General features: G+C 47.5%; 17 protein-coding genes. 4 read left to right on the forward strand and 13 right to left on the reverse strand.

Annotation, left to right across the window (positions count from 1 at the left end; genetic code table 11):
• Positions 1 to 631 precede the first annotated feature (631 nt).
• The 13 genes from KSW37_RS11895 to KSW37_RS11955 form a co-directional block, all read right to left on the reverse strand.
• Entirely contained in the window at positions 632 to 1,375 is a 744-nt protein-coding gene (locus KSW37_RS11895) for a hypothetical protein (protein ID WP_217314607.1), read from the reverse strand.
• Positions 1,376 to 1,423: 48 nt separating this feature from the next.
• On the reverse strand, positions 1,424 to 2,035 hold the full coding sequence (locus tag KSW37_RS11900; RefSeq protein ID WP_006847742.1) for a polysaccharide deacetylase family protein: 612 nt from the start codon (positions 2,033 to 2,035) through the stop codon (positions 1,424 to 1,426).
• Positions 2,036 to 2,108: 73 nt separating this feature from the next.
• Positions 2,109 to 5,543, reverse strand: a complete 3,435-nt coding sequence (locus KSW37_RS11905) for a glycosyltransferase family 117 protein (RefSeq protein ID WP_217314608.1) — start codon at positions 5,541 to 5,543, stop codon at positions 2,109 to 2,111.
• A gap of 147 nt (positions 5,544 to 5,690) precedes the next feature.
• Positions 5,691 to 6,407, reverse strand: coding sequence for a metal ABC transporter ATP-binding protein (locus KSW37_RS11910; protein ID WP_117728265.1), 717 nt, complete (start codon positions 6,405 to 6,407; stop codon positions 5,691 to 5,693).
• A 161-nt stretch (positions 6,408 to 6,568) separates the two neighbouring features.
• Complete coding sequence (locus tag KSW37_RS11915) at positions 6,569 to 7,474, reverse strand: metal ABC transporter solute-binding protein, Zn/Mn family (protein ID WP_217314609.1); 906 nt, start codon at positions 7,472 to 7,474, stop codon at positions 6,569 to 6,571.
• A gap of 48 nt (positions 7,475 to 7,522) precedes the next feature.
• On the reverse strand, positions 7,523 to 7,975 hold the full coding sequence (locus KSW37_RS11920) for a YqaA family protein (RefSeq protein WP_217314610.1): 453 nt from the start codon (positions 7,973 to 7,975) through the stop codon (positions 7,523 to 7,525).
• A complete protein-coding gene (locus tag KSW37_RS11925) occupies positions 7,972 to 8,919 on the reverse strand; it encodes a hypothetical protein (protein WP_217314611.1) in 948 nt (315 codons plus the stop codon). The genes KSW37_RS11920 and KSW37_RS11925 overlap by 4 nt, the downstream gene beginning before the upstream one ends.
• A 145-nt stretch (positions 8,920 to 9,064) precedes the next feature.
• Positions 9,065 to 10,333 (reverse strand): phosphoribosylamine--glycine ligase, encoded by a 1,269-nt coding sequence (gene purD / locus KSW37_RS11930; RefSeq protein WP_217314612.1) that lies wholly within the window; start codon positions 10,331 to 10,333, stop codon positions 9,065 to 9,067.
• A gap of 275 nt (positions 10,334 to 10,608) precedes the next feature.
• Positions 10,609 to 12,852 (reverse strand): S9 family peptidase, encoded by a 2,244-nt coding sequence (locus KSW37_RS11935; protein ID WP_254368644.1) that lies wholly within the window; start codon positions 12,850 to 12,852, stop codon positions 10,609 to 10,611.
• 120 nt (positions 12,853 to 12,972) lie between these two features.
• A complete protein-coding gene (locus KSW37_RS11940) occupies positions 12,973 to 14,556 on the reverse strand; it encodes a THUMP domain-containing protein (RefSeq protein ID WP_217314613.1) in 1,584 nt (527 codons plus the stop codon).
• Positions 14,540 to 15,481, reverse strand: a complete 942-nt coding sequence (locus tag KSW37_RS11945; RefSeq protein ID WP_217314614.1) for a serine O-acetyltransferase — start codon at positions 15,479 to 15,481, stop codon at positions 14,540 to 14,542. Before KSW37_RS11945 ends, KSW37_RS11940 begins: the two co-directional genes overlap by 17 nt.
• Positions 15,482 to 15,643: 162 nt before the next feature.
• On the reverse strand, positions 15,644 to 20,161 hold the full coding sequence (locus KSW37_RS11950) for an acyl-CoA dehydratase activase-related protein (protein ID WP_217314615.1): 4,518 nt from the start codon (positions 20,159 to 20,161) through the stop codon (positions 15,644 to 15,646).
• 335 nt (positions 20,162 to 20,496) lie between these two features.
• Positions 20,497 to 21,864: an MATE family efflux transporter gene (locus tag KSW37_RS11955; protein WP_217314616.1), complete on the reverse strand. Its 1,368-nt coding sequence runs from the start codon at positions 21,862 to 21,864 to the stop codon at positions 20,497 to 20,499.
• Between the two features lie 172 nt (positions 21,865 to 22,036).
• Between KSW37_RS11955 and KSW37_RS11960 the strand changes: the two genes are divergently transcribed.
• From KSW37_RS11960 to KSW37_RS11975, 4 genes are all read left to right on the forward strand, one after another.
• The gene (locus KSW37_RS11960; protein WP_217314617.1) at positions 22,037 to 23,188 is read left to right on the forward strand and encodes an N-acetyltransferase; all 1,152 of its coding nucleotides are present in this window, start codon (positions 22,037 to 22,039) and stop codon (positions 23,186 to 23,188) included.
• Positions 23,189 to 23,641: 453 nt separating this feature from the next.
• A complete protein-coding gene (locus KSW37_RS11965; protein ID WP_217314618.1) occupies positions 23,642 to 24,304 on the forward strand; it encodes a hypothetical protein in 663 nt (220 codons plus the stop codon).
• 12 nt (positions 24,305 to 24,316) lie between these two features.
• Complete coding sequence (locus tag KSW37_RS11970; RefSeq protein ID WP_217314619.1) at positions 24,317 to 24,778, forward strand: ankyrin repeat domain-containing protein; 462 nt, start codon at positions 24,317 to 24,319, stop codon at positions 24,776 to 24,778.
• A 1-nt stretch (position 24,779) separates the two neighbouring features.
• Positions 24,780 to 25,529 carry a hypothetical protein gene (locus KSW37_RS11975; protein WP_217314620.1) on the forward strand — a complete coding sequence of 250 codons (750 nt, stop codon included), beginning with the start codon at positions 24,780 to 24,782 and terminating at the stop codon, positions 25,527 to 25,529.
• Positions 25,530 to 25,961: the final 432 nt, after the last annotated feature.

The following is a 25,961-nucleotide window of genomic DNA, read 5'->3' on the forward strand; positions in this document are numbered from 1 at the left end:
CTGTCAAGCACGGTTCCGAGAGAAGGGAGGGTGAAATTCCCTCCACTTACTCGACAAAATTCACATAAAATGGATTCTTACTCGCATATTTTGTGGCGAGGAGGGTGATGCCTTGTTCCTGCCATGTGACTATGTCCGCCATTTTGAAGATGGTATGGATGCTGAGGTAACGAAGACATCCCAAGCCGTCGCTTGATTGTAAGATTTTAGAAAATCAAAACTTTATTCAAATATACTGGTACGGCTAACCCGCTGATAAATAGTGGGGACACTGTATTGGTGGTTTACATTTGGAGATATGAAAAGCCTACGGCTGCGGATTGTAAATCCGCTTTAAAGTGGTCGAACCTTTTTTGTCTGCAGATTTCTCTTAGAGAATCTCGGCTGCACTCGGCATTTTTCAAGCAAGCTTGAATTACTCTCGTTTGCACGAGATTTGCAAATCCGCAGGAACGCCTAACGGGCTCTAACTCCTAACGGGCTTGCGAGCTGTTGATTTATATATGCCTTGAAGATTCATCGCATCATCGAGAAAATTGATGAATAAAGACTGGAGTAAAGTCAACGAGACTCTTAAATAATGAATAAAAGAAAAAGCCCCTGATGCGTGATGCATCAGGGGCTTTTTCTTTTATTCTGCTGCCAGTTCTTTCATCGCATCGTTTAATGTGTTGAAAAGAACGTTGATGTTTTCTTCTTCATTCTTGCATGCCTCCTTGAAGAGGGCTACTGGATCTTCGGTGCTGCTCTTGAGTGGGGTCTCGTTGAGCAGGATGTTGACATTGTTCAGCAACATGCCGTGAAGGGTTGGCATGTGGAGCTGGTGCTGCTCGCCCTCCTTGCTGCCACACTTCAAGCCTGCGGCGTATGCCTTCACGATGATGCGCACCAGAAGATGGATGGCCATCGGCTCATCAGCAAGACTGATGAGAATGCCGTGGGTATAATCGCGTACATGCTCTTCAAGAGTGGTAAACTTGCCTTGAAGTAGCCAGGTGAAGTTACGCTTGTATTCTGATTCCATCGCCTTGTACAACTGGTTAGATTTGCAGGCTATGCGCAAGTAGTCGAGCATGGTTGGCTCAAAGGTCGGGTCAGCCTGTTTCATGCTGTCGAAATTCTTCTTCATGCGTTCGTTGGCTTCCTCGGCAGTCTTGTAGTTGAGGCGTACGAGGGTGGAGAACATGATGTCGAAGAAGTATTGGTTTACCTCGCCGTAGTGCTCCAGCATCATCTGCTTGATCTGTTTCGGGTCGTTCTTCTTGCTGAAGTCATTGCCTTCGATGGTAGCATCGATGATGCCACGTGCGTAAGCTTCGAAGAAACCTCTAACAAATGCAGCTACCGCCTGATAACTGTTGATTCTTTTGCTCATTTCTTGTCTGTGTTTGTTGGGCTGTTCCTGTTTGGGAATAACAGCTTCTTATTCAAAAGTCTTAAATTCATAACCCTGTTCCATGAGCCATTCTATGGCCTGAGGTAGCGCCGTCTTCAGCTTTTCAATGCTCTTCAGGGAGTCGTGGAAGGTGATGATGCTGCCATTGCGGGCATACCGTTTCACATTGTTCACCACATCTTCTGCCGTCATCCATTTGGAATAGTCGCGCGTCACCACATCCCACATGATGACCTTGTAAGTGCGGTGCAGCCACCAATACTCACTTGGTCGCATCCAGCCGTGAGGTGGACGGAAGAGATGGGCATGGATGATGTCGTTCGCCTTATTGGTGTTGAGCACGTAGGAGATGACACGGTGCTTGAAGGCACCGATATGGTTGAATGTATGGTTGCCTACCTGATGACCCTCTGCCACAATCTGGTTGTAGAGGTCATGATGGCGCAATACATTCTCGCCTACCATAAAGAAAGTTGCCTTGATATTGTACTTTCTCAGGGTCTCTAAGATGAATGGAGTTGACTCAGGAATCGGACCATCATCAAATGTAAGATAGACTGAATGGTCTTTCTTGTCCATTCTCCAGATGGCTTTTGGGTATAACCATCTGAGCCATTTGGCTGGTTGCTCTATGAACATGGATAAAACAGGTTTATATGAATAATGAAAAGTTTGGTGTCGTGTTTCGCGACACCAAACTTTTTTCTATTTTTTACTGATTGCCTTCCGGCATTCTGCCACCTCTGCCATGATAGAGACGGTAGAGGTTGTTGAGCTGCTTCTCATACTTCTGCTCCAACTGTGGACTCACCATTCCGGCAGCTTCGCAGATGCTCTGCATAATCATGATCTGACGGATGCAGTCGTGCTCTGCCTGGAGGAAACGGTCGTTTGGCAGCGAGAGATAGTAGTTGAGGTATTGTGAAGCATTCTTCCATACCGCTTCAATATATTCCTTACCCTTAGCTTTCTGACCGGTCATCAGCCAGCCGCGAGCCATATCCAAACCACCGCTCATATAGTCGAGCGTAACATTATAGGCAGGAATCTCGGTATCAGCCTTCTTCAGAATGTTGATAGCCTTCTGCTTCTTGCCTTCGGCGATGAGCTGGAGGGCTGTCTGGGCGAGCAGGCGACGGTGTGTATAGCACATGCGCATGGTTGTCTCGTCGATGTAGAGTCCCTTCTGCTTCAGGTTGCCGAACTTGAATCGGGTCATGATGTTGTGATAAGCCTTCTCTGTATCGAAGTTCTTGGCACCTGGCTTGTTGGTGGTGAACGGAGTGATACGGTTTACAAGTCCCTCCTGTACGAAGTTGTCACCGAGGTTCATATAGTTCTCTTCGCCTACGGTGAGTGCTACGTAGAGCGGACGGGTCCAGTTACACTGTGCCAACATTTCGAGCATCATGAGGTCGCCCTTGTAGAGTGCGCTCTTGCCGGCAAGAGAGATGACCATCTTGTCTGGAATAGAATCTGATGCCATCATCATGCCGCTCTTCTTTACAGCCTCCTTGTCGATGGTGACATAGAGGGTATCTGTAGGGATGAAGTGCATGTCAGGGTTCTTGCTGCGTACCCAGTTCTTCAGGATGTTCTTGAGTTCGAACGGTTCGTCACCAAACTGCTTCTTGGCGTTCTCTGGATCCTGCTTGTAGAAGTCGAGAATCTGCTTCTTTGCCTCAGGCTCAACAGATACATATTCGTTGGTACCTGAACAGAAGTCGAGACGTGGCCAGGTGATTGGCACAGATGGTGAGTTGTATGCAGGACGCATCATCTGGTCGATATACCAGTCGGTCTGCAGGTAGCTCAGGTTACATACTCGGGCATCTGTTCCTACGCCTTCTACCTCCTGGTTGTACCAGAGTGGGAAGGTATCGTTATCACCATTGGTAAAGATGATAGGATTGCCCTTCTCCTGAAGTGACATCAGGTAGTTCTGACCGAAGTCACGGCAGGTGTAACGGTTTGAGCGGTCGTGATCATCCCAAGTCTGTGAAGCCATCTGGATAGGTACGAGCAGAGTTACTACAGCTACGATGGCTGTTATGGCAGTACCGCTGAGCTTCATCTTGCGCTTCAGAATGTCGATGATGGCGAGTACGCCGAGACCGCACCAGATAGCGTATGCATAGAATGAGCCGGCATAAGCATAGTCACGCTCACGTGGCTGCATAGGTGTCTGATTCAGGTAGATGACGATGGCAAGACCTGTCATGAAGAACAGGAAGAATACAATCCAGAACTGCTGGATTCCGATAGGGAGGAGTACTTCCTCTTCCTTGCCGTTCTTCATTACCTTCTTCTTGCGGGTATACCAAGCCTGCCAGAAAAGTCCGATGAGACCGAGAATCAGCGGCATGCAGTAGAATACATTGTGGCCCTTGTTCTCCTTCAGGTCGTCTGGCAATTTGCTCTGGTCGCCATAGAGTGAATCATCAATGAATGAGAAACCGGTAATCCAGTTTCCGTGCTCTGGCTCACCATTGCCCTGGATGTCGTTCTGACGGCCGGCAAAGTTCCACATGAAGTAGCGCCAGTACATGAAGTTGCACTGGTAAGAGAGGAAGAAGCGGATGTTGTCAAATTGTGACGGCATCTTCACCATGATACTCTCTCCGCAGCGGTCGTAAGGAATCTCTGTGCCTTCTACACCGCCCATCCAGTCTTCGTATGCCTGGGCATGAGCCGAACTGTACATACGAGGGAAGAGCATGTTCTGGGCATAGATATACTTATTCTTGTGACTTACTACGAAGTAAGAGTCCTTCTCATCAGCCGAAGCTTTCTCCTTGCGCTGGTAAACCGGTGCGCCTTCTTTCATGACAGGCTTGCACATGTTGCCGTCTACTTCGAGGGCTACCTGTGATGTATAAGCCTGGCCATAGAACAGAGGGCGGTCACCATACTGGTCGCGGCTCAGATAACTTCCCAGGGTAAAGATGTCCTCAGGAGAGTTCTGGTCCATAGGAGGGTTGGCAGAAGAACGGATCACGATGAGTGCGTAGCTGGAATAACCAATCATCAGCATCAGCATACAGAGCAAGGCTGTGTTCTTGACGCGTGCTGAGATGAGCGGCAGGAGCTGCATCTTCTTTTTGGCGATGCCAGTAGATTCGTCAACGCCTGTTACTACTTCCTGCTTGCGCTTGTAGCCGAGTACGAACCAGAGGATAACCAGCACGATGATGCCGGTAATGGCAGCTGTCCAGCCATATCCGTAGAATGGGATGCCGAGCATGCCGAAACCGAGAACGAAGGCGATATTCTGCTTCTTCTCGTTCTTCTCTGATGCATTACAGGTCTCGTAGATGCCCCAGATGACAGAGGCTACAAGACAGATGATGTATACGATTTCACCGGTATTGAACGGACAGCCGAGGGTGTTGACAAAGAACAGCTCGAACCAGCCGCCTACGGTGATGATACCTGGAACCACACCATACAGTACGGCTACCACTACGAGGAATGAAAGGAACAGTGCCAGGAGTGAACCCTTGAGGTTGGCATGTGGCACCTTCTTGTAGTAATAAACCAATACGATGGCTGGGATACAGAGCAGGTTGAGCAGGTGGACACCGATACTCAAACCGGTCATATAGGCGATGAGCACAAGCCAACGGTCGCTATGAGGCTCGTCAGCATGGTCTTCCCACTTGAGGATGAGCCAGAATACCACAGCGGTAAAGGCAGAAGAGAACGCATAAACCTCACCCTCGACAGCTGAGAACCAGAAGGTATCGCTGAAGGTGTAGATGAGTGCGCCCACCATACCGGATGCCTCGATGGCAATCAGCTTACTGGTAGTCAGTTCTTTCCAATCGCTGATAACGAGTCGGCGAGCCAGGTGGGTGATGGTCCAGAAGAGGAACATGATACAGACGGCGCTCAGCAGGGCGCTCATCGTATTCACCATCTTGGCTACCTGGGTGGTGTCGCTGGCGAAATGTGTGAAGAAATTGCCTAAAAGCATGAAGAATGGTGCCCCAGGTGGGTGACCGATCTCCTGCTTGTAAGCAGTCGTAATAAACTCAGGACAGTCCCAGAAACTGGCTGTCGGTTCAATTGTGGAACAATAAGTGAACGCCGCAATGATGAATGCGACCCATCCGAAGATATTGTCCACTAATCTGTACTGTTTCATTATTGTTTAAACTTTAATGTATTATATTTCTTTCTGAATGCTTTCTCCGTGCCTTTCAAAAAGGCACATTCCAGTTGCAAAGATAATAAAAAGATGAGATAATATGGATTTTTGCACCTGTTTTTTAGGCATTATTATATAATAAGCCTATACATTTAAGAAATGCTCTTCCAGTTTCTCTCTCGGCATATCTGCCGTATCGTGGTAGTGGAGATGATGATTTACGCAGGCGATGTGCTTTACGTTATTGAGCACTTCGGCTACATCATGGCTTACGATGATGATGGCGCACTCCCGGTTGATCTGTTCCAGCATCTCGTACATCTGCTTCTGGAATCGGCGGTCGATGTAGGTGTTGGGCTCATCCAGAATCACTACATCGGGTTTGGAAACAATGGCGCGGGCGAGGAGTACTCGCTGCAGTTGTCCGCCGCTCAAGGCTGCGATATGGCGGTCTTTCAACTCCGTGAGCTGCATCTGTTCCAGACAGTCGAGTACCTGCTGGTGCTGTGCCTGGGTGTATCTCGAAAAGAGACTTTTGGTCTTGCTGAGTCCTGAGAGTACCACTTCATAGACGGAGATAGGAAACTGTTTGTCGAGATGATTGTATTGGGGCAGATATCCCATGCTGATTTCCCTTACTTCCTCCCCGTCTTTATAAAAGCGGATGCTGCCGTCTGTGGGTTTCATCAGTCCCAAGATGAGGCGCATGAGGGTTGTCTTGCCCCCACCGTTGGGACCGATGATGCCAAGATAATCGTCTTTGCAGACGGTGAGGTTGATGTCGTGGAGCACCTCTTTGCCTTCATAGCCTGCAGAAAGATGCTCTATCTCTATTAACTTTGAACTTTGAACTTTGAACATTGAACTTTATGATTAGTTGTTGTTTTAACAAAGCTTTTGCCCTTACAGGGCGCCTTGTTAACTGCTATTATACCCAGGGCGTTGCCCTGGGCTAGGAGCTTCTGCCCTTTCAGGGCGTGTGGAGCTTACAGAACGTGTGGAACTTACAGAACGTGTGGAGCTTACTTCCCAACAACGATTTTCTTGCCTTGTACCGCTGCTGCCGCTTCCTGCATCGCCCAGTTCCAGTCGCCCTGCAATGGATTGATATTCATTGGCTTGGTGTGGCTCTCCTTGATGAAGGTTGTGGTGTTGCGGTTGGCAAATTCTGCTTGAATCAGGCAGAACTTGATCTTTTCTTTTCTTGCTCTCTCGATGAGGCTCTTCAGCTGGGCGGCACTCGGCTCCCTGCCTTCTTCCTCAATGGCAAGCTGCTCCAACTGGTAGTCGCGGGCAAAATAAGTGAGGATAGGATGATAAATCACAAACTTGCGAACCATCTCGGGATGATTCTTGAAACCCTTTCTGATGGTGCTGTCTCGCTTGTCGATGATCTTCAGCAGCGACAGATAGTTCTTCTCAAAGAACGCCTTGTTCTTCGGCTCCAGATTGCAGAGTGCCTTGAAGATGTTGCTGGAGATGATGCGGGCATTTTTGCAACTCATCCATACATGCGGGTCGGTATTGCCGCCTGGTGTCTTGGCAGGCGTGATGCCTGTGGAGGTATCTATCACCTTCATGTCAGGAGCGTTATCCTGCAGCTTCTTCATCCAGGTCTGTTCGAAACCGATGCTTCCCACTTTCAGATAGAGGGCACTCCTGGAGAGTTCCATCATCTGCTGGGCATAAGGCTCGTAAGTTTCAGGATTGTTGCCGTTGGATACCATCACGTTGACATCCACCTTATCTCCGGCAATCTTATCAACGAAAAACTTGTAGGGAGGGATGGTTACGGTAACAGCAGGTTTGCCATCGCTGTTGGCGACAGATTCCTTTCCGTTACTTTCTGCGGTTTTGCCTTTCTGCTGGCTGCCTTTACAGCCCGCGAAAACCACACATAATATAATAAGGTATAAATACTTTCTCATAAGCAGTCAATCTATATGAATCAATTCTTTGTTTTCTTTGCAGCTTGTTTAAAAGATGAAACTGAGTCCGTAAACCAGCAGTACATATCTCAACACCTTTCCGATGGTGATGCTGATGACAGAAATCACGATGTTGGCTCTCGTCAGTCCCAAAACGATGGTGATGGCACTTCCCAACAGGGGCAGGAAGGCGAAGAACCCCATCCAGGCACCTCTGTCGGCCATAAAGTTCTGAGCCTTGTCGAGACTCTCTTTCTTTACATGCAGATATTTTTCTATCCATTCCAGTTTGCCCATCCGTCCTACGCCATAATTGAACATTGAACCGAGCACATTGCCGATGCTTCCATACAGTACGAGCTGGATTGGTTCCAGTCCGGCAGCCTGTAAGCCCGACATGACCACCTCGCTGCTGAAGGGAAAGAAACTGCCGGCAAGGAAGGCTGCTACCAGCATGCCCCAGTAGCCCCAGCTCATTAAGAAATCTATTATCCAACTCATAGTAATACGGTTTCTGGTACGAGTATGTTATATGCCATGATAAGTACCAGCATGATGAGCAGCAGGATGAAGGTGATGTTGGTAAACTTACCTCTGGTGAATGTGATGAAATGGGCGATAAGCGGTGCTGTATTCACAATCAGAATGCCGCCCAGTTCCTGTATATGTTGAGGCTGCAGGATGATGAAGATGATGCTGGCAGCCGATAACATGATAAACGTTTCGTAGATCATGCGGGTGCGTATCTTATCGCCGTAGCTGGTGCGTATGAAGTGGATGGAACCGATGATGGTGAGCAGGGTAACGAAACTCAGGTTCAGAAGCTGATGGTCGGTAACCTGCGAATAATCAAAGAGTTCGCTGTAGTTGATGAATCCACAGAAGTGATCTGCCAACCCCTGTATGTTGTCAGTATAGAAGAAATAGCCGGCTGCAAACCAGTAGGGCACGATGAGACCTACCAGGGATGCAAAGAATGTCTTTACGCTAAAGGAGAGGGTAAACACCATCATCATAATCCACAGTATAGGCATGAAATAGCCTATCTGCACGAAAATCAACGATGCCAGACCGATGCAGGCAAAGGCGTAGAAAGTCCAGCCTGTAGAGCGTTTATCCTGATAGCAATTCCAGATAATGAGATAAAAGGCGATGAAACACATCGTCACAATACTGCTTTTTAAAGAGAGGTGGGGGAGTCCTGCCATCGTCATTAATGCCAGAAAACTGCAGGATACCATTCGGCTGTAGGTACGCATCAGGGCATTACGGTTGTTCAGTTCCACCATCAGCAGGGTAGACATGGCTGTGAAAGCAAATTCTACCCAGATATTGGATACCAATAAACCTACTGCAACCCAAACCAGTGTGGCAAGGGTTGCAGTAATAGGTAAAGAGTAGCGGCTAGCCGCTACTTTATTTTGAAAAGTTTTCTTTCTTAACATCTATATTTAGTTTATAGTTTATAGTTAATAGTTTATAGAGGCTTGCGCCGTTATAAAATGGACTTGCATACCTAAAAATAATCAATTAATAATCGAAGAATGCATGAATGTCTATTAATTATAAACTATTAACTATTAACTCATCTTAAAGGTCCTGTCCGATATCAGAACGGAAGTACTTGTCGGTGAACTGGATCTTCTGTGCCTCAGCAAAGCTCTTCTTCAGGGCTTCTTCCTTGTTCTTGCCATAGCTGCTTACGCAGATGACACGACCACCATTGGTAACTACCTGACCATCCTTCATGGCTGTACCGGAGTGGAATACTACTGAGCCTTCCACGTCATCGATGCCCTGGATAGGATAACCCTTCTTGTAAGCCTCTGGATAACCGCCGCTTACGAGCATTACACAGACTGCAGCACGCTCGTCAAACTCGATGCTGCGCTTGTCCAAATCGCCTGCTGCTACACCTTCGAAGAGGTCCACGATGTCACTCTTCAGACGGAGCATCACGCTCTCAGTCTCTGGATCACCCATACGGCAGTTGTACTCGATGACCATAGGCTCGCCTTCAACGTTAATCAGACCGAAGAAGATGAATCCCTTATAGTCGATGTTCTCCTCAGCAAGTCCTTCTACTGTAGGACGGATGATGCGCTCGTCAACCTTCTGCATCCACTCCTTGGTAGCGAATGGTACAGGGGTAACGCTACCCATACCGCCGGTGTTCAGACCGGTATCGTGCTCGCCGATGCGCTTGTAATCCTTAGCCTCAGGCAGAATCTTGTAGTTCTTGCCGTCGGTCAATACGAATACAGAGCACTCAATGCCGCTGAGGAATTCCTCGATGACTACGCGTGCAGAAGCGTTGCCGAACATACCGCCGAGCATCTCCTTGAACTCTTTCTTAGCCTCTTCCAGGGTAGGGAGGATGAGAACGCCCTTACCGGCGCACAAACCGTCAGCCTTCAATACATAAGGAGCCTTCAGTGTCTCCAGGAATTTCAAGCCTTCCTCTACGTGCTCGCCGTCGAAAGTCTCATACTGGGCAGTAGGGATGTTGTGGCGCTTCATGAACTTCTTGGCGAAGTCCTTGCTGCCTTCCAATACGGCGCCAGCCTTTGATGGACCGATGACTGGGATGTTCTGGGTGCGAGGATCGTTCTTGAAGTCATCGTAAACACCCTTTACCAATGGGTCTTCCGGACCAACTACTACCATATCAACGCCATTTTCAACTGAGAAGTTCTTGAGCGCCTCAAAGTCGTCTGCCTTGATATCTACGTTCTCGCCGACATTCTGTGTACCGGCATTACCAGGAGCGATGAAGAGTTTCTCACACTTCTCGCTCTGAGCGATTTTCCATGCTAAGGCGTGCTCGCGGCCACCGCCTCCTAACAATAAAATTTTCATTTGCTGTAAGTTATTGTTTGTTACTAAACTTTCGCAAGTAAGCCCCACACGCCCTGAAAGGGCAGAAGCCCCTAGCCCAGGGCATCGCCCTGGGTAATTACGGACGCAAACCTGTCGCCCTGTAAGGGCAAAAGCTTTAAAACTCCAGACAAAACATAAAGCTTTTGCCCTTACAGGGCGCCTTACTGATTGCCATTATACCCAGGGCGATGCCCTGGGCTAGGAGCTTTTGGGCCTTCAGCCCGTTCTTGAACCACTTGCGAAACTTGAATTTGTTATTTCAAATAATCGAAGAAATAATTGCTGATGCGCTCATGCAGATGAGTGCTCTGATGACCTCTCATGTTGTGAGGCTCGCCAGGATAGACGAAGAAGTCTGGCTGGGTGCCTGCTGCGATGCAAGCCTTGAGGAAGGTGAGGCAGTGCTGTGGCACTACAGTCACATCGTTCAAGCCCTGGATAATCTGCAGCTTGCCCTTCAGGTTCTTTGCCTGATAGAGCAGAGAGGTCTTCCTGTAACCCTCTGGGTTGGTCTGTGGGGTGTCCATATAGCGTTCGCCATACATCACCTCGTACCAGTGCCAGTCGATTACTGGACCGCCTGCTACGCCTACCTTGAACACATCAGGGTGGTTGGTCATCAGCGAGATGGTCATGAATCCGCCGAAGCTCCAGCCGTGAACGCCAATCTTGTCAGCATCTACGTAAGGAAGCGTCTTCAGATATTCCACGCCCTTCATCTGGTCTTGCATCTCAATCTGTCCGAGCTGGCGGAAGGTAGCCTGCTCGAAAGCCTTGCCACGGTTCTCACTTCCACGGTTGTCGAGGATGAAGAGCAGATAGCCCTTTTCTGCCATGTAGGTTTCCCAACCACGGCTAGAGTAGTTCCAGCGGGCATCTACGTTGTGGGCATGAGGTCCACCATATACATATATAATGGTAGGATACTTCTTGTTTGGATCGAAGTTTACCGGTTTCACCATTCTCCAGTAGAGGTCTGTTTCGCCATCGGCAGCCTTGATGGTACCGCAGCTGTACTCAGGTACATTGTAGCCTTTCCAAGGGTTCTCGGCTGTGAAGTAAGCGGTGCGCTTGCCGTTCTCGGTATTCACGAGGGCAATCTTGCGAGGCACGGTAGGAGTAGAGTAGTTGTCGAAGACATACTGTCCGTTCTCGCTCAAAGTGGCGCTGTGCCATCCCTTGCCGCAATCATCTACCAGCGTACGCTTGCCGGTTTTTGTATCTACGGCAAAGATGTTTCTCTGGATAGGCGATTTCTCGTTGGATGCGATGATGATGCTCTTGCGCTTGGTGTTGAAGCCGAGTACTTCCATCACCTCCCATTTGCCGGAAGTCAACTGCTTGATTTCGAGCGATTCTGTGTTGCTGGCCATGCGGCTTCCGTGCTTGCCCAGGGTGCAGAGATAGAGGTGGTTGTAGCCATCCTTGCGGCTCTGCATGATGAAACTGTTGCTGTCCCAAGGCAGGAACTGGATAGGGTGGCAAGGCTCCACGTATTTCTCGTCGGTTTCGCGATAGAGCTCGCCTGTTTTCTCGCCGGTTTCTGCATTGTAGGCAGTCAGGCGGCAGTCGTTCTGGTCGCGGTTCAGTTCGAACATATAGATGGTCTTGCTGTCCGGACTCCATGCGATGTTGGTGAAGTAGCGGTCGGTTGGATCGCCAGCCTTCAGAGAGATGGTCTTGCCGGTCATGCAGTCGAACACGCCTACGGTTACCTTGTGTGATTTCTCGCCCGTCATCGGATACTTGTCTGGTGCAGGAGTAGCAATGCAACTCTGTGTTTCAGGATGATTGAAACCGATTTCCGGGATGTCGACCTGCGGATAGTCGGTTACCATACTCTGGTCCATGCGATAGAAGGCGAGCAGTTCGCCGTTCGGACTCCAGAAGGTTCCCTTGTTGATACCGAACTCATCGCGGTGAACACTCTGGCCATAAACAATTTCGCGGCTTCCGTCCTTTGAAAGCTGGAAATCGTGAGATTTCTTCTCTTTTGTCAGGGCGTTGCTGGTTACATCGAAGGTACGCACATAGAGGTTACTGCCCTTCAGATAGGCGAAGGCGTTCTGCTGGGCGTTGGCCTCCAGGAGGTTCTCACCGTCAGCAAAATCCATCTCGCTCAGCAGCTTATGCTTCTTGAAGTCGATGGTATAAGTCTTGCTGCCGTTGCTTACCATCACGATGCTCTTGCCTGCAAAAGGGAAGAGTGCATTGTAGAGGGCTCTTACCTTGATGTCCTTGGTTGGAGCAATCCACTGGTTGATGTCATTGATGCCGAAGAGTCTGGTCTCCTTGCCTGTCGTCTTGTTGACGAGATAGCAGGCATCCACATCCTGGCGAACGAGTTCATTGCCCCACCAGGTGCACCAGCGGTTCTTAGCTACCATGTTACGATAGTTGTTGCCGCCGAAGTTCAGGTCTTCCAGCGTAAAGGTTTTCTCGCCTTTTTGAGCAGGAACCACGCCCTGAGCCTGTAAGTCGGTTGCATTCATAGCCATCATAATCATAGCAGCAAAAGATAATTTATAAATTGAATTCTTCAGATTCATTATATTCTTTACTTTATCGGGGTTACCACCCATGCGTCGTGAAACACGACGCATGGGGATTATGTCTCTTTAATCCTCGTCGTCGAAGTCAACGCTGAAGTTCTTCTTGCCTCCGCGCTTGCCTCCGAAATCACGGCCACCACGTTTGTCGCCCTTGAAGCCACCTCGCTTGTCGCCTTTCTCGAAACGCTTTCCGTCGCGCTTGCCACCGAAGTCACGGCCACCCTTGCGGTCGCCCTTGAAGCTGCGGCTTCCACGCTTGTCATCGTCGTCATCATTGCGTCGACCGCCGCCACCGATACGTGAACGACCGCCCTTATGGAACTCAGCACGCTTCTTCTCGAAGTCTTCCAGACGGTGAGTATGGAACTTGAAAGAACGGATATCGTCCTCCTCGTTTTCTGTCTCCTCGCTTACACGCTTCTTGAATTCACGCTCCTTCTTGAAACGGTGCTTCTGAGCCATCTCGCTCTTCTCGCGCTCTGTCTTCACAATACCGCCTTCAGAACGGAAGTCCTTCATCTTGCCGTCGAACATCACATACTTGCGGAATTCGCACTCCAAGCTTCCGTTGAATACAGGAATCTTGATAGATGGTTTCAGACCAATCTGCTCGAAGCACTCCTCGCGGTAACTCAATACCCAAGCCTCGTTGCCGGCAAAAGCCTTCTTGAAACGCTCACCTATCATCTTGTAGGTGTTCAGAAGGTTAGGGGTAGAGATGCGCTCGCCGTATGGAGGGTTCATCACGATGATGCTCTTCTCGGCTGGCTGGGTGAAGTCCTTGAAATCAGCCTGTGAGATGGTGATGTCCTTGCTAAGACCGGCAGCACGAACGTTGAGGTTAGCTGTGTTTACAGCCTTCATGTCAACATCGTAGCCATAGATATGGTGCTCAAACTCGCGCTCCTGAGAGTCGTCGTTATAAATCATATCGAAGAGATCCTGGTCGAAATCGTTCCACTTCTCGAAGGCAAACTCCTTGCGGAACACACCTGGAGAGATGTTGCGGGCGATGAGGGCAGCTTCGATGGCGATGGTACCTGAACCACACATCGGGTCGATGAAATCGCATTCGCCCTTCCAGCCAGTCATCAGAATCATACCTGCAGCGAGAACCTCGTTCAGAGGAGCCTCTACCTGCTCTTGGCGGTAGCCACGGCGGTGCAGACTCTCACCACTCGAATCGAGACTCAAGGTGGCATTGTCTTCTGCAATGTGGATGTTGAGGCGGATATCCGGGTTAGATACGCTGATATTTGGACGTGTACCCTGCTTCTCGCGGAACCAGTCAACAATCGCATCCTTTACCTTGTAGGTTACGAAGCGTGAGTTGCGGAACTCCTCTGAGTAGACTACTGAGTCAACAGAGAAAGTCTTCTTCACGTCTAAGATGTCATCCCACTTGATCTTCTGGATCTGATCATACACCTCTTCAGCGCTTCTAGCCTTGAAGTGCTTGATAGGCTTTAAGATACGGATGGCTGTGTGCAACTGGAAGTTAGCACGATACATCATTTCCTTGTCGCCTGTGAAAGACACCATGCGGCGACCGATCTGTACATTATTGGCACCCAACTGGGTGAGCTCTTCAGCCAAGACAGGCTCGAGGCCCATGAAGGTCTTGGCAATGAGTTCAAATTCCTGTTCCATTATTGAATTCTATATCTAATAAACTTTGTTTTTCTTTTTTATATTTCTTTGTTTTTGGTTTCATATCCTTGGTAACCCATACGTTGGCTCCCACTACGCAGCCTTCTCCGATGGTGATGCGACCGAGGATGGTGGCATTGGCGTAGACGATGACATTATCTTCGAGGATAGGGTGGCGAGGGATTCCCTTGATAGGATTGCCGTCCTTATCGAGTGGGAAACTCTTGGCTCCGAGGGTTACACCCTGGTAGAGTTTCACATTGTCGCCGATGATGCAGGTAGCTCCAATCACCACACCCGTACCGTGGTCGATGGTGAAGTGCTTGCCGATGGTAGCCTCCGGGTTAATATCAATACCGGTTTCCGAATGAGCCAGCTCAGTCATCATTCTCGGAATGAGCGGCACTCCCAGTTCGTGCAGTACGTGGGCGATGCGGTAGTTGGTAATCGCCTTGATGACCGGGTAGCAGGAGATGATTTCTCCGTGACTCATGGCAGCCGGGTCGCCCTCGTAGGCAGCCTCTACATCGGTAGCCAGAATCTTGCGCAGTCTTGGGAATTCCATGATTGTCTTGGCTGCAATCACGCCTGCCTTGGCACGCTGGTGCTGCAATTCTGCCTGGGTTTCCGTTTCGCAGTCGTTGGCGAAGCAGAGACCGGCGAGAATTTGCTCTGACAGCATCTCATAGAGTTTCTCTACTCTTACTCCAATATGATATTTGATGGTTGAGATATTTACCGAAGAATTGCCGAAATATCCCGGAAAGAGGATAGAACGGGACAAACTGATGATTTCTTCGAGCGCCTTGCCCGAAGGAAGTGGATTCCCGTCTCGATGCTGATGAAAGAGACCCTTCAAAGATTCGGCGCTCGAAAGCTCCTCGATGGTCTCTGTCAACTGATGAGTTAATGTATCTTTACTCATTTTCTTAATGTCTCAATAAAATTTGAGTGCAAAGATACGATTATTTTCTTGAATGACAAAGAAATAGCTACGGTTTTTTGTATTTTTTAGAGTGATTTTTTGGGGGATGAAAGACGGAAAGACCCATATACGGTGTTTTACCGTACATGGGTCTGGCTTGTCTTATTTTGCGATACTGTCCAGAAAGAGGAGCAGTCGGTTGGTGACGTTTACCTCTGAAACACCGGAATCGAAGTCGAGCGATACGAGGTTGAGCATTGGGAACCGGTCGTGGAGACGTTTCTCGATACCCTTGGAAATCACGTGGTTAGCGATGCAGCCGAAAGGCTGGAGCGAGATGATGTTGTTCACGCCATCACGGATGTAACCTACGATGTCGGCAGGCAGAAGCCAGCCTTCGCCAAACTGGGCTGCGAGCGAAACCAGTCCCTGTACGTCCTTCGCATCATCATAGATATTGGTGAACGGACGGAAGTAACGGAACTTGCCGGCTGCCTTGTTTACCTGGCGCAATCTTCTGCCTATCAGCGCCTGATAAGCGCCCTTGATGATGAAATCGGGCACTTTGGTGCAACTCAGCCGCATGTGTTTCTGTATCTCTACATTCACAAATTCCTGCAGGAAGAAGGGGGCAAGCAGAGGCGGAACCACCTCTATGCCGCGCGAAATGATGTTCTGCTCCAGGAACTGGTGGGCGAAAGGATTAAACTTCAGGAAGATTTCGCCTACGATTCCTACCTTCGGCAACGTTCTGTCGAGGGTCATCTGGTTGAATTCTTCGGCTGCCTGTTCCAGGAGTCGGATGAGTCCTTTGGCTGAATTCTGGGCGATAGGTCCGTCTATCAGCTGCATGTATTTGTCGCGCAACTCTCTGGCAATGCCCGGTTTACGCTCTCTTACGATGCAGGCGTTGTACATTTCGTTGATTGCATCGCCATAGAAAATGGCGGTAACGATAATCTGACTGTATTTCAGCCAAGGCACATTGAAGCCGTCCTGCTCGTTATAGTCTTGCTTGTCGTCTGTTGAGCCTGATGCTTCGCCTGTTGAGGCTGTTACACCGAGTGTGAGCAGCGGAATGTCCTGGAATCCATTGGAAATCATCGCACGCTTGATGAGACCGGCGTAGTTGGTTGCGCGACACTGGCCGCCCGTCTGACTCATCACTACTGCCGTATTATTCAGGTCGTATCTGCCTGATTTCAAGGCTTTGATGATGTCTCCGACGATGAGGGTTGCCGGATAGCAGACTTCGTTGTTGGCAAACTTCAAGCCGAGTTCGGCGCTTACCTCATCGCTCATCGGAAGTACCTCTACATCATAGCCTATCAGTTTCAGGATAGGCGGAATGATAGGGGTGAGGTATTCGGTCATGAAAGGAGCGAGAATCTTGCGATGAATATCCTGCCTGGTGAATACCTTGGTCTGCTGGAGACTTTGAGTAGTACTTTGAACTTTGAGATTTGAACTTTGAACTTTATGATTTGTACTTTGACCTTTTAACTTAAAACTATTAACTTTTAACTTTAAACTTTTAACTCTGAGACTTTCTATCAGCGAGCGGACACGGAGTTTCAGGGAGCCGATATTGCTTACATCATCTATCTTCAACAGCGTGAACGGCTTGTTGTGGCGCTTCATGATGTCGCGAATCTCGTCCTGGATAAAACTGTCAGGACCGCAGCCGAAGCTGGTCATCTGGACGAAATGAACCTCATCGCCCTGTTCGGCTGCCCATTGCGCTGCCTTCAGAATGCGGTTCATATACGCCCATTGCTTCACGAGATAAGTCTCTGGCTGACAGTTGTATGCTTCGTTGTTGTCCTGGTTGGCTAATGCTGCCTCATTTCTTTCTGCCGCCAGGTTCTCCAGATTGAATTCTTTGAAATCTGCAAAGAGATTACCCCGGGCGATGTCTTCGCTGATGACGTTGACTCCCAGATTGGCAATCATCTCGCTCAGCTTGTGCTGGATCAGCGGGTCAGTATGATAAGGACGGCCAGCCAGCAGAATAGTAAGTCCCTTGTCCGGCTTCTGAGTCTGCTTCTGTGTCTTGTCTTCGTTCGTTTTCTGAGCTTCTGTTTCTTCATTTTTCAGAATCTCCCAGCCCTGTTTCTTGATTTCTGCAGCATATACTGCCTGAGCATAGAGGGCCTCTCTCAGCGCTTTACGGGCAATCTTCTTGCTTACTCCCAGTTGCTTGAGATAATCGGTAATCTGTTTTTCCAGCGCCTTAGGCTGGGCAAAGTTGATGACGGGCGTATCGATTGGTTTCTTCAGATTGATGACCGACTTGATGACATCGCTGTAGCCCGAAACGACCGGACAGTTGAAACTGTTCAGCGTATTCTTCGGGTCGTCATTATGCTCATAAACCACGTATGGCATGAGGATGCGGTCTACCTTCGGGTTCTCGTTGAGTTCCTTCAGATGACTGTGAGCCAGTTTAGCCGGGAAGCAGATATTGTCGCTCATCACCGTATTCAAGGCTCCTTCATACTGGCTGAAAGTGGAATCGGAAGAGAGAATCACGCCCAATCCTGCTGCCCGGAGCAGCGCATTCCAGAACGGATATTCCTCGTACATGTTGAGGATGCGAGGAATGCCTACCCATGTACCGTGAAACGCGGTAGCAGGTTGGTTAACTGTCTCTCTATCAAAGAGTAAACTATATTTGTATTCGTAAATATTTTTGCCTTTTATCCCGTTTGCTCCCTTGTTGTTGAACACACGCTCACACTTGTTTCCGGAGTAGAATCGGTTGCCGCCGGTAAAGGTGTAGCGGGAAACATAACAATGGTTTTCGCAGCCTTTGCATTGCAGCTGTTTGGTTTCATAATGAGCCAGATTCAGCAGCTCATCGATGGTTCTTGGTGAGGCAGGGTGCTCGTCTTCTGCAGAAGTGCGATGTTTATAATCTGCTGCCGCATGAAGGGCACAACCGTAGGCGCCCATCAATTCAGGCATGTTGCTTCGTGCCACTTCGGTATGGGTGAGCAACTCAAATGCTCTTACCACCGCATCGTTTCTCATCGTACCTCCCTGTACAACGATTTTGTCTCCAAGGTTCTCATTTCCATGGAGTTTCAATACCTTATAAAGACAGTTCTTGATGACAGAATAAGAGATTCCGGCAGAAATGTCAGCAACAGATGCGCCCTCTCTGAGCACCTGCTTCACCTTCGAATTCATGAAGACGGTGCAGCGGGTTCCCAGGTCGCAGGGAGCCTTCGACTGGCAGGCGAGTTGAGCAAAATCGCCTACAGAATAACCCATATTGTTGGCAAAGGTCTGGATGAATGTTCCGCAGCCCGAACTGCAAGCCTCGTTCAGTTCCATGCGCACCACAGCCCCTTTCTCAACGAAGATTGCCTTCATGTCCTGTCCGCCGATGTCCAGGATAAAACTCACGTCGGGCATGAGTGAGGCAGCTGCTCTTTCGTGCGCCATTGTTTCGATAATGCCGCTGTCGAGTCCGAAAGCCGCTTTGATAAGCTCTTCGCCGTAACCTGTAGAGCAGGAACCTACGATTTCCAGTTCAGCGCCTCGCAATGCAGCTTCCTGCTTCAGGGCGTTCAGTCCATCCGCTACCGCCTTGATCGGATTTCCTAGATTCAGACGGTAATTGGTAAAGACTATATCTCCCGTAGGCGTTCCCGCATTTACCCTTACCGCAACAATCTTCGTCGTAGTAGAGCCAGAATCAATACCAATCACAACCTGCTGTTTTCCTTTATTCAGCGGTTTGGTTTCCGTAGCGAATTGAGCTTTTGATTTGAGCCATTCCTGGTGCTCTTTCTCGTTCTTGAACAGAGGCAGCAGACTGCTGGTCCATTCCGTTTGTATTTCTTTTTTCATCCGACTTCTGAGAACAGAAACTGAGGCTGCAGAATCTGCCGATTTAGCCCGATAAGCACAGCCCAGAGCCGGAATGAGATTGCTGTTTCCGGATACGATGAAGTCGTTTGGAGAAAGATGGAGATAATCGCAGAAAGCCTTGCGGAGAGCCGGAAGAAAGGTCAGCGGACCGCCGCAGAGCAGGATAGGAGCCTCGAAACTGATGCCGTGAGAAAGCGTTACCACCGTCTGTACGGCGATGGAATGGAAGATGCTGGCTGCAATATCTGCTTCGGGCAGATTGCGCGCCATCAGGTTCTGGATGTCGGTCTTGGCAAACACGCCGCAGCGGGCAGCCATCGGATAAACGTGTTCTGCCTTCATCGCCAAGTCGCTCATCTTCTGGTTTTCTACGCCCATCAGCACACTCATCTGGTCGATGAAAGCGCCCGTTCCGCCGGCACAGTTGCCGTTCATGCGCAGTTCCATATTTCCGTTTTCCTTGAAGAAGATAACCTTCGCGTCCTCGCCACCAATATCGATGAGCGCTTTCGCCTCAGGATGAGCCGTACGGGCATAGACCGATGCAGCCACCACCTCCTGTACAAACTCCGCCTGGAGCTGTTCGGCAGTAGCCATTCCTACGCTTCCCGTTACGCAGATTCTTGTCTCTGCATCGCCCACAAGGGCTAAAATCTCATCGAAATATTGCGACACAAGTTCGTTGACACGAGCGTTGTGGCGTTCGTATTTTGAGTAAATTACCCGATTATCGCTGTCGATAAGGGCTATTTTGGCTGTCGTAGAGCCAACGTCCAATCCTATGTAATAAATCTTCTCCATTTCTCTTATCTCAAGTATTTTCTCTTATCTTCTAGTATCTTCTTCAAGTTTCGCAAGTTTTGCTCCACACGCCCTGAAAGGGCAGAAGCTCCTAGCCCAGGGCATCGCCCTGGGTTCTTATGGACGCAACCCTGTCGCCCTGTAAGGGCAAAAGCTTTAAAACTCCAGGCAAAACATAAAGCTTTTGCCCTTTCAGGGCGTCTTGCTGATTGCCATCATACCCAGGGCGATGCCCTGGGCTAGGAGCTTCTGCCCTTTCAGGGCGTGCTGCTTCTGGAGCTTTTGGGCCTTCAGCCCGTACTTAAACCACATGCGAAACTTCTAGTATCTTCTTATTATTGTTTTTTCCCAAGTTCCATCTGCTCTCTTCTCATATCCCTGAAAGCGCTCCAGGCTATCGGAACCGCTACGGCAAACGAGCAGCAATCTGCCCACATCTGACACATCTCCACGCCCAGCAATCCGAAGAAATAGGGCAGGATGAAGATGAGCGGAATGAAGAAAAGTCCGCTGCGTGCTGCCGCTACGATGTTGGCTCTCACCGGTTTGCGGATGGTCTGCATCAGCATGTTGGTGAGCACGATGCTGGCTACGAGCGGAAAACTGAGCACCTGCCATCTCAAAGCTGCCGAACCTACGGCTACAACCGCTGCATCATCGCGGAAAATACTGATGATGGAAGTTGAGAAGATGAAGCCGAGAATGGCACAGACGCTGAGGAAAACCGTGCCGCATTTGATGCAGAAAAAGAAGGCTTCCTTTACGCGCCCGTAGAGTTTGGCGCCGTAGCAGAATCCGCAGAGCGGCTGGAATCCCTGACCCAGACCGATGACCATCGCATAGGTAAAGAAGGAGATGCGGGTAACGATGCTCATGCCCGCAATGGCTGCATCGCCAAACGCACCTGCTGCCACATTGAGCATCAGCGTAGCAATACTTCCCAGTCCCTGTCTTGACAGCGAAGGGGTTCCGCCGAAGATAATCTCCTTGGCAAAGGCGCGGGTAGGGGTAAAATTGCTGAGACGGATGCGGATGTTCTCGCCTTTATGCGTCATCCAGAAGAGCATGGCGCAGCCGAAACACTGGCTGGTGAGGGTAGCTACGGCGGCTCCGGTAATGCCCAACTGGAAGTAGAGAATGAACAGTGGAGCCAGAATCAGATTGAGCAGCACACCCGACATGATGCCTTTCATCGCATACATCGTATTGCCCTGGAAGCGCATCAGATTATTCAGCGTAAGCGAGGTGGTCATAAAGGGAGCACCCAGCAGGATAATGCCCAGATAGCGTTCTGTATAAGGAAGAATGGTGGGTGTAGAACCCATCAGAAGGCAGAGCGGAGTTAGAAACACATGACCCAGAATGGCGATGAGGAGACCGGTAAGAAAACTCAGCACAAAGCCCGTGGCTGCCATCTTCTGTGCCTGTTCCGTATGCTTGGCGCCCAACTGTCGCGAAACATAATTGCCTGCACCATGGCCAAAGAAAAAACCAATCGCCTGAATCACAGCCATTGCTGCAAACGAAACGCCTACCGCTGCCACACTCTGTGTGTTGATGCTGCCCACGAAATAGGTGTCGGCGAGATTGTACATGCTCGTCGACAGCATACTGATAATCGTTGGTATGGCCATCGTAAAAATCACATGATGCACAGGGGCATGTGTGAGGAACGTATAGTTGTCTCTTTTCTCTTTCTTCATAACTTTATGATGCTCTTTGGGGCATTTCAACCTGCAAAGGTACATAAATATCCACAAAGTTGGACAATAATGAACCAACTTTTATAAATTTATAAGAAAAGAGTTGCATTATTCATTAATTTATTGTATTTTTGCACCGCAATTGAATATATATACATAAAACAATTTACTAATGAATGATGAGATAAGAATCATACCGATAACGACTAAAAAAGGGCTGAAAACCTTCATTCAGTTTCATTATGATCTCTACAGAGGCCATAAGTATGCCATTCCTTTTTTGCGTTTCGACGAGATGAATACGCTGGACCCAAAGAAGAATCCTGCCTTTGAATTCTGCGAGGCACAATACTTTCTGGCGGTTGACAGCGAGGCTCGTATCGTGGGTAGAATTGCTGCCATTATCAACCATCGTGCCAACGAACAGTGGAACAAGAAGCAGGTTCGCTTCGGCTGGTTCGATTTCGTGGATAATGTAGCGGTTTCCTGTGCCTTGTTGCAAGCGGTAGAAAACTGGGGCAAGAGAAGGGGAATGAACGAATGCGTAGGTCCGCTCGGATTTACGGATATGGACCGTGAGGGCTTGCTCATCGAGGGCTTCGACCGGAAGTCTACGATGTATATAAACTACAATTATCCTTATTATAAGACGCATCTGGAGAGTTATCCGCTCTATGAGAAGGATAACGACTGGCTGGAGTACCGCATCAGGGTTCCGAAGGAGACGCCGGCTAAGTTTGCCAAGACTGCCCAAATGATAGAGAGCCGATATAATCTGCATGTTCATAAGTTCACCCGCAGGGAACTGACCTCGGGAGGAATGGGCAGGAAGGTGTTCGAAATCGTGAACGAGACTTATAAGAATCTCTATGATTTCCAGCAGCTTACGGAGAAGCAGATAGATGAATATGTAAACTCTTATATCAAGAAGGCTGACTTGAACTTGGTAACGGGTGTGGTGGATGGCAACGCTGGCAACAAGCTGGTAGCCTTTGGTGTTTCTTTCCCTTCGTTTACCGATGCGCTGCGCGAGATAGGCAATGGCAAGCTTTTCCCTACGGCTTGGCTGAAGGTGCTGAAGGTACTGAAGTGGCACAAGACGGATACTGTGGATTTGCTCTTGATAGGTGTTCTTCCGGAATATCGCAAGAAGGGAGCCAATGCGCTTATTTTTGCCGATCTGATAAAGCAGTATCGCCGTTATGGCTTTAAGTGGGCAGAGGCAATGCCGCAGATGGAGACCAATACCGGTGTTCAGAGCCAGTGGCAGTATCTGGAGAGCGAACAGCATCGCCGTCATCGCTGCTATAAGAAGAAGATTTAAAAGCCCCTGTTTTGGGCCGTTTTGGCGCAAAAAAGATAGAAAATGGGCTAAAAAGTTAAGAAAACTAACTCGCTCTAAATTGGACTTTGATTGAAAATCAAGAAGTTGGGCGTTTGCCTATATTATATAGGTAACAATATGGAAACGAGCGGACTTCTGCTCGTTTCTGTATTTTGCAATATGAAAAGAACGCCTCAATTCGGGGACAAAGATACGATATTTTTCTTAATATCCCATAATTTGCACGAAGAGAAACATAGAAATTAGGACTTTTTTACATGAAATCTCAAACTTGTGAACATAACCCCATTATAAAATGAATATATACCTTTCCGACACAAGCATATAGTGTTTTTGATAATAAAATGATGTAATCCTAAGCAATAAACTTCATCAATCTTCGTTCTTTTATTATAACACCAAAATAAGAACATATAACGGAACTGTTTTTGCATGAACAAAGAAGAAATAAAACAAGAACCTAATGATGGGCTGATAGCTCGCATATTAGGAGGAACACCCACTATTTTACAGAAGGTGTTCTTTATACTTATGGCATTTTCGCTGATATTATGGCCCTTGGGATGCTATGTTTCTATATTCTTCTTTGATGCCCCTGTTCGCTCTGATGTAGACAAAATATGTCGTTATGGTATGCTTATAACCATCTGCTTGTATCCTATCTACTTGTTTCCTTTGTTGAGATTTATGTTTCAACTTTCAAAAAACTTAAGAGCAACTTGGCTTTATTATCTATGTCCGATAGTACCAATATTAATTCTTAGGTTGTTATTTTCAATTAGTACAATCAGTGCTCCGAAAATAGACAATACCGAATTTTGCACTAATGAGGATTTGGTTGGTCATTGGACTTTGAATGGTGGAGAAAGACAGATCAATTATCCTGAGATTGAATTTTTCAATGATAGTACGGTGGAATTATACTCACAAGCTGATACCCTATACAGATATACCTATTGTTTGCAAAATGATTCCTTATATCTCAATGACATAAATGGAAGACAATACGTAAATAAAATCAATAAAGTCGATGACGAAACCATTATGTTTGAGGGTATCGCAGATGTTAAAGGCATACAGATTTATCATAAATAAAATGTTCTTGAAATGAGAATCTATAAAAAAAAAATACTTGAAAGAAATATAAATTATAGCAATGCATATGGCAGAAATCTTCTACAAGAAGCTATTGTATCTTGTGATAATACAATTGCTGTTGATTTAGTGAATAAAGGCATTGATATTGATTATCAAGATAAAATGGGATGGACTCCTTTACATTTCTGTGCGCAATACAACAATATAACTATTGCAGAATTATTATTACAAGAGGGAGCAAAGGTAAATATTATTGATTGCTATGGCAATAATCCTCTATGGTATGCTGTATTCAATGCTAATGATGATTATTGTTTAGTCAAATTGCTTGTAAAATACGGAGCAGATGCATTAAGTAAAAATAATGCTATGCGCTCTCCTTTAGATTTCGCAAAGCAAATTGAAGATACGGAAATGATTAATATTCTTGCAAATAAAAATCTAATTTCAAAATACCAAAGTAAAAAGTAATATGAGGCATTTCTTATTGACAATCGTTATAGTCTTGGTCATAGCAATGGGGCTATCCTCTTGTCTGTGTCAACCAAGGTATGCAAGTTTTTTGAATCTTGAAGAAAAAATAGATAGCATAAATTCTTATTCCTACACATTACAACAAGCTTCGCCAGACAGTGGGGTCCTACTAAAAGACACTTTAGCAAAAGAACTTCTCGGCGACATTTTCTATCATCATAAGGAAGCACAATATCGAGAGGTTAGGCTCGTAGGTGTTAGTCAACCATACGCTCAAGTTCTTGTCTGTGCCTTTAACATAAAGAGCATTGGTTTTGAATGGAAAACAAATGAAACATTTCTTGTTACTTATGGACATGAAGGAAAAATTGCAGATGTGTTGTATTTAGGTATGAACGAAATTAAACCTACATTTGTAAAGTTCAGTTTTAATAGCAAACGGCATATTCCTATGGAAGATATTCAAAGAAGCAAATGGGTATATTATGAGCAAAGTAAACTTCTAAAATTAGAGGTGTTTGAAGAAAATTCTTGGCTTGACAAAGAGCAAAATCCATGTTTGGACAACTACTATCATACTTTCTTCTATCGAATAGACGAACAAGGGCGTATTGCCCGCTTAAGAAAAGGGAAAATTGTACCTTATAAATATAACCATTCTGACCATGCCTACGACTCATATCTTAAAGCAGCACATAAACGCTTTGCATTACAATTCACTCCCTATTCAGAAAGGCACATGAAATAGTTAGAAGAAACTGAAAAAGAGCCCCACAAAATCGATATATTTAGGGGATAGCAAAAAAAACAAAAGTTATAATGGATTTATAGAATAATCCAAATTTTATTAGTAGTTTTGCAAACGATAAGAGTTGTTTGACAAGCAATCCTATGCACATTGATTTTATCAAAAAAACTACCCATGCACCCTAAAACAGGGGGTATGGGTAGGATTAACGACATAGCCATTAGGTATGTGGCGAAGTTGAGTGGTAAAGGAGTAAGTACGGTACAACGAGTTAAGCGATTACTAAAAGTACAATCATAGCAATAATACTATTAATTTTACGTTCTTTTCAAAGAAAGGGGTTGTGCAATAGTGGCTTAAAGGCTAAAAGCACTACCTTTGAATGCTGTTAAATATGGTAATGTTCAAAGTCACAATTTGTGATATTGGAAA

It is taken from the genome of Segatella copri (assembly GCF_019127135.1).
Taxonomy (GTDB): Bacteria; Bacteroidota; Bacteroidia; order Bacteroidales; family Bacteroidaceae; genus Prevotella.

Bases quoted from the DNA above. Each gene is read 5' to 3' on its own strand.
- KSW37_RS11895 (WP_217314607.1), bottom strand. From the start codon at position 1,375: ATGAGCAAAAGAATCAACAGTTATCAGGCGGTAGCTGCATTTGTTAGA.
- KSW37_RS11900 (WP_006847742.1), bottom strand. From the start codon at position 2,035: ATGTTCATAGAGCAACCAGCCAAATGGCTCAGATGGTTATACCCAAAA.
- KSW37_RS11905 (WP_217314608.1), bottom strand. From the start codon at position 5,543: ATGAAACAGTACAGATTAGTGGACAATATCTTCGGATGGGTCGCATTC.
- KSW37_RS11910 (WP_117728265.1), bottom strand. From the start codon at position 6,407: ATGTTCAAAGTTCAAAGTTCAAAGTTAATAGAGATAGAGCATCTTTCT.
- KSW37_RS11915 (WP_217314609.1), bottom strand. From the start codon at position 7,474: ATGAGAAAGTATTTATACCTTATTATATTATGTGTGGTTTTCGCGGGC.
- KSW37_RS11920 (WP_217314610.1), bottom strand. From the start codon at position 7,975: ATGAGTTGGATAATAGATTTCTTAATGAGCTGGGGCTACTGGGGCATG.
- KSW37_RS11925 (WP_217314611.1), bottom strand. From the start codon at position 8,919: ATGTTAAGAAAGAAAACTTTTCAAAATAAAGTAGCGGCTAGCCGCTAC.
- purD (WP_217314612.1), bottom strand. From the start codon at position 10,333: ATGAAAATTTTATTGTTAGGAGGCGGTGGCCGCGAGCACGCCTTAGCA.
- KSW37_RS11935 (WP_254368644.1), bottom strand. From the start codon at position 12,852: ATGGCTATGAATGCAACCGACTTACAGGCTCAGGGCGTGGTTCCTGCT.
- KSW37_RS11940 (WP_217314613.1), bottom strand. From the start codon at position 14,556: ATGGAACAGGAATTTGAACTCATTGCCAAGACCTTCATGGGCCTCGAG.
- KSW37_RS11945 (WP_217314614.1), bottom strand. From the start codon at position 15,481: ATGAGTAAAGATACATTAACTCATCAGTTGACAGAGACCATCGAGGAG.
- KSW37_RS11950 (WP_217314615.1), bottom strand. From the start codon at position 20,161: ATGGAGAAGATTTATTACATAGGATTGGACGTTGGCTCTACGACAGCC.
- KSW37_RS11955 (WP_217314616.1), bottom strand. From the start codon at position 21,864: ATGAAGAAAGAGAAAAGAGACAACTATACGTTCCTCACACATGCCCCT.
- KSW37_RS11960 (WP_217314617.1), top strand. From the start codon at position 22,037: ATGAATGATGAGATAAGAATCATACCGATAACGACTAAAAAAGGGCTG.
- KSW37_RS11965 (WP_217314618.1), top strand. From the start codon at position 23,642: ATGAACAAAGAAGAAATAAAACAAGAACCTAATGATGGGCTGATAGCT.
- KSW37_RS11970 (WP_217314619.1), top strand. From the start codon at position 24,317: ATGAGAATCTATAAAAAAAAAATACTTGAAAGAAATATAAATTATAGC.
- KSW37_RS11975 (WP_217314620.1), top strand. From the start codon at position 24,780: ATGAGGCATTTCTTATTGACAATCGTTATAGTCTTGGTCATAGCAATG.